2 protein-coding genes are annotated in these 9220 nt (G+C 63.2%); both read right to left on the bottom strand.

Annotation, left to right across the window (positions count from 1 at the left end):
• Positions 1–19 precede the first annotated feature (19 nt).
• On the bottom strand, positions 20–2590 hold the full coding sequence (locus tag ABCS64_RS00605) for a transglycosylase domain-containing protein (RefSeq protein WP_418890012.1): 2571 nt from the start codon (positions 2588–2590) through the stop codon (positions 20–22).
• Positions 2556–8597: an alpha-2-macroglobulin family protein gene (locus ABCS64_RS00610; protein ID WP_418890013.1), complete on the bottom strand. Its 6042-nt coding sequence runs from the start codon at positions 8595–8597 to the stop codon at positions 2556–2558. The genes ABCS64_RS00605 and ABCS64_RS00610 overlap by 35 nt, the downstream gene beginning before the upstream one ends.
• Positions 8598–9220 lie beyond the last annotated feature (623 nt).

Raw genomic sequence — 9220 nt, forward strand, 5'->3', positions numbered from 1 at the left:
TGCCTGCTGCCCCGGCCATTTACGGCGTCGGCGGCCGGACGCCGGCCACGGCGAAAGCGCCGCGCACCTCGATGCGCACGGTATCGAGCAGCGCGCCTTGTCGGCTGTACAGCTCAATGCGGTGCCTGCCCGGCAGCGGCAGCCAGGCCTGCGTATGACCGTGACCGACAGGCTTGCCGTCGATTTTCCATTGTCCGTGAGCGATGTTGGCGCGCAAGAGCAGACGTTGCCGGTTCGGCGGAATATCCGGATCGAGCGCCAGAATTGTGCCGTCGGTGGGGGCTTCGATACGCGCGGTATGTACACGATTGTCGTTGTCTGCATCGGCGGCCTGTTGCGCAGGCTGGGCGGGCGCGGCAAAAATGGCCTGCTGCGTACCGGCGATGAACCATTCGTCGCGCGGCGGCTCAATGGCCGTATCTGTCGGGGTGCCCGTGCCTGCCCGTTCGGGCGGCAGGGAAAAGCGCACCGGCGCGCTGACGACGCCTGCCGGTGGCGCCGGGGGCAGGCTGGGCGTGGCGCGATGCAGGTAACGCATGATCGCCGCCCAGACCGGCGCGGCGCCGCTGACGCCGCTGACGCGGTGCATCGGTTCGCCACGCGCATTCCCGACCCAGACGCCGACGGTGTAACGCCGGCTCCAGCCGATCGCCCAGTTATCGCGCATGTCCTTGCTGGTGCCGGTTTTCACCGCACTCCAGAAAGGTGTGCGCAACAGGCTGTTGACGCCAAAGGTCGGGATGCGGGCGTTGTTGTCGGAGAGCAGCTGTCCGACGATAAAGGCCGCTTCCGGCATGTGTGCCGGTATTTCCTGGGCGGCAGGCTGCCCGGCTGCGTCCGCTGTCGGCGCGGCAGTTTTACTGCCGGGTTTTCCCGCCGCCGCGACCGGCACAGTCTGGATAGCGCTGTAACGTCCGCCATTGGCGAGCGCACGGTAAGCGTTGGTCATGTGCAGCAGACTGATTTCCGGGCTGCCCAGAGCAAGGCTGTAGCCGTAATAATCGCCGGGGTGCGGCAGCACGATACCCAGCCGCCGAAGCTGCCGGGCGAAGGGATTGACGCCGACCATGCCGATGGCGCGCACGGCCGGAACGTTGAGTGAAGCGGCCAGCGCCTGGCGTACCGAGACCCAGCCGCGAAAGTGACGGTCGTAATTCTGCGGGATGTAAAGGCCGCCTGATGTGGCAATGACGGCGGGCGAATCATCGAGCAGCGAGGCGGCGGTCAGGCGTTTTTCGGCGATGGCCTGTGCGTACAGAAAGGGCTTGAGCGTCGAACCGGGCTGGCGCGGCGACGTGACGAAGTCGAGATCCGGGGCGCTGCTTAACAGGCCGCTGCTGCCAACCCAGGCGAGCGTTTCGCCGCTTTCGTTGTCGAGCACCAGTACGGCGCCGTCCTGCACATGGCGGCCGGCCAGTTCGCGTAGCTGGCGGTGCAGTTCGGCCGTGGCCAGACGTTGTAGCGGCGCCGAAAGTGCACTGCGCAGCCGCGTTCCCGGCGCGCTGTCTGCCAGCAGGCGATGGGCGAGATGCGGCGCGATGCCTTCGCTGGGCGCCCAGCGCCGATGCTGCATGGCGCTGGCGGCGAACAGGTGGAGCACCCCGCAGCCGGGATCGCCGTCATTGCCGCCGCCTTTGCCGGTTTGGGCGGTTTGCGCCGTGTTATCCGGCGATGCCGGCGCGTTTTGGCTTTCTTTGCCTGTCGCCGTCTGGCGCATCTGTGCAAGCAGCAGGCAAGCGCGTCGGGAAACCGTCCTCACCGGCGCGTTGGGCGATCGCACCAGGGCGGCGGCTAGCGCGGCTTCCCGCTCGTCCAGACCATGTGCTGCCTTGTTGAACAGCGAACGGCTCAGGGCGTCGATGCCGATCGTATCGCCGCGAAACGGCACCAGGTTGAGATACGCCTCGAGAATCTGATCTTTACGCCAGCGTCCGTCCAGCAGGCGTGCAGCCGCCGCCTGACCGAATTTCTGCAACAGCGTGCGGCCGCGCCGGCCTTGCCGCAAATCTTCGTCGATCAGTCCGACGAGCTGCATGCTGATGGTCGAGGCACCGCGCGTCTTTTCATTCCACAAATTGCCCCAGGCCGCCGCGCTAACGGCGCGCCAGTCGACGCCGCTGTGCTCGTAGAAACGCTTGTCCTCGCTGAGGAGAATAGCCAGGCGTAGCGCCGGCGAAATGTCCGCCAGCGCGACCCATTCGCCGCGCCGTTCGTGGGGGTTGGTGCGCAGGCGGTGAATGACCTCGCCGTGGCGATCGAGCAGGAACGATTCGGACGAGGTGAAGTCCTGCTTGACTTCGTCGAAGGTCGGTGTGGCCAGCCCCGTAGCCAGCCCGATTACTGGTAGGCACAACCCCCCCGCCAGTAGCAGGGCGCGCAGCGCAACGAAAGGTTTTTTCAGCGCGGCGATGGTGAACGGTGTTCGCCGCGCCTGTTTCTGTCCCGGCTGCTTGGCGCTGGCGGCCCGCCCGCCCGCCCACCCTGCGCCAGCTTGCCGTGAAGGCAGCGGGCGGGGCGGCGGCCGGAGCGGAATGGGCGGGGCGGGAGCGTGAAGGCTACGGATTGGCTTGCTCCACGCGTACCGGTGCATTGGGCGTTGCGCCAAAGACTTCCGGCGCATACAGCGCTTCGGCCCGCGTCGGCGGCAGGTTGAAATGGCCGGCGTTGTTCAGGCGCACCGTGTATTCGATGACGGTTTTCCCTTTGGGCAGGTACTCGTAATAGGCGCGGTAGGCTTCAAAACTGCGCTCGACGAAGGCCAGCCAGCCTCTGCCGCCGCTTTGTTCATCGCCGGTGGCCAACGCCGAGTCGCGTCCCAGGCCGCTGCCGAGCAGGGTTGCGCCGCCGGGCACCGGATCGGTGAGGACAACCCATGTCATGTCGGCGGCTGCATTGACCTCGAGCCGGACACGCCAGACATCCCCGCGCGTGACCTTGCCCTTGACGGCTTCCTGCGTCGGTGTCACCGTCTTTTTGATGGTGTAACCGGCGGAAAGCGGCACCTTGAGCGGCACGGCGGCCAGCGCCTGCACCGTCGCCCACGGCTTGCCGCTGCCCTGCTGCTGCATCGTCAGTGTTGCCGGTTTGCTGCCACCCGTAATCGTCCAGGGCAGTAGCGCAACGTTGTTAATGTACGACTGCGTGCCCGGTGGCGCGCCGTATCCGGCTTGTGCGGCGGCCATCTTGCCCAGCGTGTCGCTGGTTTCCGGCGCGCGCGTTACCTTGCTCCAGTCAATTGTTTCCTGCTTGCCGCCCAGACTGATGCGCGTCTGACCGGCGACGGGCGCGGTTTCGGTTTTTGCGGCAAAGCGTTCGATAGCCAAGCCGCCCCACAGGTTAGCGTTGGTGGTTGCCCAGGCGCCGTGTTTCTGGCGGGCGAGCAGGCCAACGGCCAGCGCCGGCAGGTCGTCCTTCCAGGCTGGATCATCAAGTACGGCGAGCATCAGGCGTGCGCCGTTGACATCGCTGTTGACCATCAGCCACCACCAATAGTCGTCGCGCTCGGTGCTGAAAACCAGTTGGGTGCCCTGGTAGCTCAGACGGCTGCGCAGGATCTGCATGGCTTCCTCGTAGCGGGCGTTGCGTTCCGGAATGCCGGGCGTGCGTTGCAGGATGCTGACCCAGTCGATCAGCGCGTGCGTCGGCCATTCATTGGGCGCGATCGTCAGACTGGTCAGCATGCGCGTCTGCAAGCGACCGTAGCGCGACAGCGCTTCGAGCGCGGCGAGCTTGCGCGGGTCGCGGTCGGCGCGCGGGCTCCAGAATTTGCGCTCGATTTTGCCTTCGACAAAGCGGGTCAGCCCGGCCAGCATGCGGTCGCGCTGGGCGGCCGGCAGTTGCCAGGCGGGGTCGATCTTGCCCGCTTCGTGTGACACGGCCAGCAGGTAGGCGGTCAGCGTATCGCTGCCGCGCGCCGGACCGTCCGACTGCGGCGGGAAATAGCTGGCCAGGCCGTCAGCATCAAGGTAGGTCGGCAGGTCGTCGAGGATGGCCTGCCAGCGCGTCTTGTCGCGCAGGCCGATGGCCTTGCTGGTTTTCTGTTCGAGACAGGTAAACGGGTAGTTGGCAAACCAGTCGCGCACGCTCGGTAGGCTTTCGGCCAGCGAGGGTTGCAGCGTGACCTTGAGTCCACCGCGCGCGACTTTGCCGGTCGGATCGTTCAGGCTGTCTGGCGGCGGGGCAAAGTCGATCTGCTGTCCGTCGACCTGCGCCAGCAGGGCCTGCTGCACGGTGACGGGCGTGGCCGGAATGATGCGCTGGCTGATTTTCAGCGCGTCGCTTGCCCGGCTGCCGGCCGTATCCTTGGCGCTGATTTCCCAAAGGATTTCCTGCGTGCGGGTGAAGGCGAGCTGCATCGGAGCGGTCACGTCCCAGGCGATTTCCTGCGCGCCATTTGCGGGAAGGGTGACCGTCTGCGGCTTGAGTTCGAGCAGCGTGGCGCGCGGCGCAACGTCCACCTTCATCTCCTTCTGGGTGGTGTTACGCAGGGTGATTTGCGCGCGGAACTGGTCGCCTTCGCGCACCAGCGGCGGCAGGCCGCTGATAATTTGCAGGTCTTGCGTCGAGCGGATGCTCGTTTCGCCGGTGCCAAAGCGGTCCAGGCCACTGTCGGCAATGGCAACGATCTTGAAGCGGGTCAGCGCATCGTTGAGCGGTACGCTCAGTTTGGCTTGCCCGTTGGCGTCGAGCTTGACCCGGGGATTCCACAGCAGCAGGGTGTCGAGCAGTTCGCGCGTCAGGCCCGTGCCACCGCCACCACCGGCGGCCACGGCCTTGCGGCCGTAGTGACGGCGACCGACAATTTCCATCTGCGCCGTGGCCGTATATACGCCCCAGGCGCGTTGCTGGTACATGGCGTGCAGCAGGTCCCAGCTCCGGTTGGGGAGCAGTTCGAGCAGGGCCTGATCGACGGCGGCGACAGCGACTTCCGCATTGGCGGCCGGTTTGCCGTCCGGCAGGTGAACGTCGATCGTCACCTGCGCCTGCTCGCGTACCTGATAACTTTCCTTGTCGGCCTTGACGTCGACTTTTAGGGTGCGATCCGCGAGGCCGACTTCAATTTCCGCCATGCCGAGGCGATAGGCCGGTTTGCTCAGATCGACCAGCGCTGTTGGCGCGGCGTATTCCTTGCTGTCGTAGCGGAAAGCCTGCCACCATTCGCGGGGCGACTTGAAGCCCCAGGTAAAGAAGCTGTACCAGGGGACTTCGTACAGGCGGCCGCGCAGCGCCAGTACGCTGACGTAGACGTTCGGCCCCCATTCCGGACGGATCTTCAGTTCCACCGTCGGGTCTTGGCCGGTCAGCGTGATGATTTCACTGTGCAGGATGCCTTCGCGTTCGACCGTCAGCAGCGCCCTGGCGCGGCGGAAGGGCATACGCACCTGGAATTTGGCGGTTTCGCCCGGCTGATAGGTGCGTTTTTCCGGCAGGACGTCCATGCGGTCGTGATCGTCGCCACCCCACCAGATTTCGCCCTGGCGCGTGACGGTGACGCTCGTGCTGGCTTCGGAAGTCTTGCCTTTGTCGTCGCTGGCGGTGGCGATCAACTCGATTTCGCCCGCCTCGGCGATTTTGACGTTGCAGAGCAGCAGTCCGCGGCTGTCGCTGGTGCCGCTGCACACACTGCCCAGATCCTTGACGCTTTGCTGGTTGTCGTAGGAATAGAAGCCACCAACCAGACGTTTGCGGCTGGTCACGGTTTTGTGCGCGATGGCGCGCACATTGAGCTTGGTGTTCGCTTTTGGCGTGCCGTCGGTATTGAGCGCCAGCGCCTGAAGTTTCAGATCCTTGTCGACCGACACCCAGCCTTCCGTCTTGATGCCGGCAACGACTGCCGCCGGCCAGATGCGCTGCTGGCTTTGCAGCGTCTGGATTTCACCGTTGGGGTCGCTGTAGCTGGCTTCGAGGGTGATGTCCACCGGCGCGTCGCTGGCCGGGATGTTCTCGATGGTCAGTTCACCGCTGCCGTTCTTGTCGAGCTTGAGCGCCAGATGGTCGGCGAGCAGGCGCGTACCGCCCGAATCATCCGCATTTCCATCCGCTTCCTCGTCCGCCTCATAGCGCCAGCGCCGCGTCTTGCCGAAAGAAAATTCATCGTGACCGGTGAAGTTGACCCCGCCCGGCGAGCTGCTCGCCGACACGTGTACCGGTAGGCCGTTGGCTGCACCGCCGTTGATGTAGGCCAGCTGCACGCGTATGGGCAGCTTGTTCAGCGCCGCGAACGGCGGCTTGTCGACGGGGACGATACTGCCGGTCATCGTCGGCAGGCGGAATTCTTCAACGCGGAAGCTGCCGCTTTCCAGCCAGACCTCGTCATTGTTTTGGTCTTTGCCGTTTAGCGTGATCGTGTATTCGCCGAGCTTGGCGTTCTTCGGGATCTGCCATTCACTAACGGCGCTCTGACCGCCGCCGGCATTGGCCTGCCATTGCAGCGGCAGTTCGACTTGCTCGCCACTGCCCGTATGCATGATGCGCAGGACATTCAGCGTCGCCGATGCCGCCGTGAGGCCTTGCAGATTTTCGGCACGCAGATAGTGCTTCATGGAGACCGTTTCGCCGGCGCGGAATAGGCTGCGGTCAAGCACGCTGTGCGCGCGCAGGTCAAAGGCGCCCCGTTCGCTGGTCGGCGCGTTGAAACGCCAGGGTTCGATGCCGCGATCCCAGTCGCTCCAGACGAAGGCCATGTCTTGCACGCCTTTGGCGTCGGTGGCGCGAGCACTGACGAAGAACGCATTGCTGTAGCCGGTTTCTTCACTGTTGCATTCGGAGGCGTTGATAGCGGTTGGCGATTGCCAGATGCCCTGTTCGTTGGTTTGGCCGTTGACCAGCGGCTTGCCATCACAGCCACTGATGGCGACCTGCGCGTTGGCGACGGGCTTGCCGTCATCCAGCCGCGTTACCCAGACCAGCGCATTTTCCCGTCCGCCCTTAAAATGTACGCCCAGGTTCGTTACCAGGGCGCTGGTGCGCACGTACATCGGATGTTTGCCGTAGCGCGTGTCGAGCAGACTTTCGCCGAGCAGCGAGGAGGCGACTTCCAGTACGTGGAAGCCGGGCTGCATGGGAATGCCGATGACTTCGAACGGCCGTGGGGATGCCGCGGCGGTTTTTCCGTCTACGGGAATGGCTTGCGTCTGCACGCCGGGAATTTTGCTCAGCAGCGAGATGGCGCGGGTTTCGACGTCGTTGTCGTCGATGCGCGGCAGCTCTTCTTCCGGCGAGCCTTTGGCCGGTTTGGGGATAGGCGGTGGCAGGTTACTGGCGTCGTCTTTGGCGGCTTGCTTGCGGGAGACGATGCTTTGATTCTGGTAACGCTGGATTTTTCGATACCAGCGGATGATGTCCGCGTCGGAGGTCAGGGTCAGCGTGCGCAGATTGGCTTCCAGTTTTGTGTTGCCGGATGCCTGGATGGCATCGCCCGCCTCGACGTTGCGTAGGCTGATCGGCAGCAGAGCCGGGCCGTTTTTGCCTTCAGCAAAGCGTTCGATGATGCCAAAGTCAGTCGAGGCGAATTTGGCCAGCGGCGGCATCGGGCCGGTTTTGATGGTTAGCGGAAAGCTGTCGGCATTGCGCAGGGTGCGACCGGCGTCGTCGCGCAGATCAGCAGGCAGAACGATCTGCATGCTGGCCTGCTCGGGGAACAGCGCCTTGAAGCTGACCGTGGAAATGTCGCTGCCTTTCGCCTCATCGCTGCTCAGGCTGGGAGAAAGGTCTTCCTTGCCGGTTTTCAGGACGATCTTTTTCGCCTGCTCGACGGGGATTGGACTGCTGAAATTCAGCGTCAGTGGGCGAATCGGCAAACAGGCGGCCTGCGCGTTCGGGCGCTCGCAGCTGAATTCGACCTCGAAAGGCGGGCGGACATTGAAACCGTATCTTCTCGGCGTCTTACTGACCAGACCGCCTGCGCTGCGGTATTCGCCGACGTGGAGCGTCACGGCGGCACTGCTGGGCAGCGTGCGGTTGCAGCGCAGCAATACGTAGCGCTTCGGCTGCTGTTCCGCCGTTTTGGCGAACCAGCGGGTGGAGAGGATATCGGCGCGCTCTTTACCTTCAACCAGCACTGTCGGTATGGCCTCGCCGATGCCTTCGACCTGGCAGCGGCTGGCTGCCTGTACGCTGGCGGCGTTGACGTCACCGTTGAAATTGAGGATGAAAATCTGCGCCTCGTCGATTTGGCCGCTCGGCATGAAATAACGGATGACCGGCGCGCCCGTTCTGAACTGGACGGTGTCCGGCGCCAGCGCTTCACCCTTCGGCGATTTGAAGCCGGCGACCGCCTTGGCCGTACAGCGAACATCAGGCGGCAGATCGTCGTCAAAATCGGCTGCCCAGGTTTTGGCATTGCGCCAGGCAGCATGGTGAGCGGGGATTTTTACGCCGGCGTTACCGCTCTCACAGGTGATTTTGTACGGTGCGGGCGCGCCGGGCTGACCGGCCACGACGGCTTCGGTGTCGAACTGCACCACGAATTGCCTGACTCGGGAAACCTCTCCCTGCGGGGTGATGTGGACGGGCTTGAGTGCCAGCGCTGGTGTGCTTACGGCAAACAGCAGCAGTGATGCGGCGATACGGCGGCGAACAGAAGCGGTCGTTCTCATGGGATCCTCGTACTTGTGTATGTGGTGTTCTGCAAAGAGATGTGCAAGAAAAACGGGCAAGCAAATATGCAAGATATGCGTAGCGTATGGATGTGTATGGATGCTTACGGCCGCGCGCTTGTATGTGACGCTGATAAGCTTTCGTGTAACCCAGCGTAAGCTTGCGTCATGGCATATCGTATCGCTATTGTCATTTCGAAACAAGGTGACATCGGCTGTGCAGGGCCGGATTTCAGCGCGGAACTTTACGCTGCCTTGTCTATCCAATCGCGCTCAGGTTTTCTGGGTTGGGCGTCATTGCCCGTATTCTCTTTTCATAAGGCATAAGGAAGGAATGTTGTTTGATTGCAAATAAAATCAGTCATTTGTAAACTATTTCACATATTGTTTGCGGAATTGGGTGTAAATTGCGATTTATGTTGCAATGTATTCATGATTGTTCAGCCGGATTGACTGATATTGCGTTGCCAGCAACAAAACCGTTCTGTTTTTAGGTGTTGGCACAAGCCTTGATAAGCAGTTTTGCCGGCGCGCTACGGCGCAAAACGGATGGGACAGACGTAACGGGCAGAGCGGCATACGGTAAGCCCGAATATTTCAATCTGCGCTCACACGTGATTCTT

This window comes from Dentiradicibacter hellwigii (assembly GCF_041770905.1).
In the GTDB taxonomy this organism is placed as follows: Bacteria; Pseudomonadota; Gammaproteobacteria; order Burkholderiales; family Rhodocyclaceae; genus Propionivibrio; species Propionivibrio hellwigii.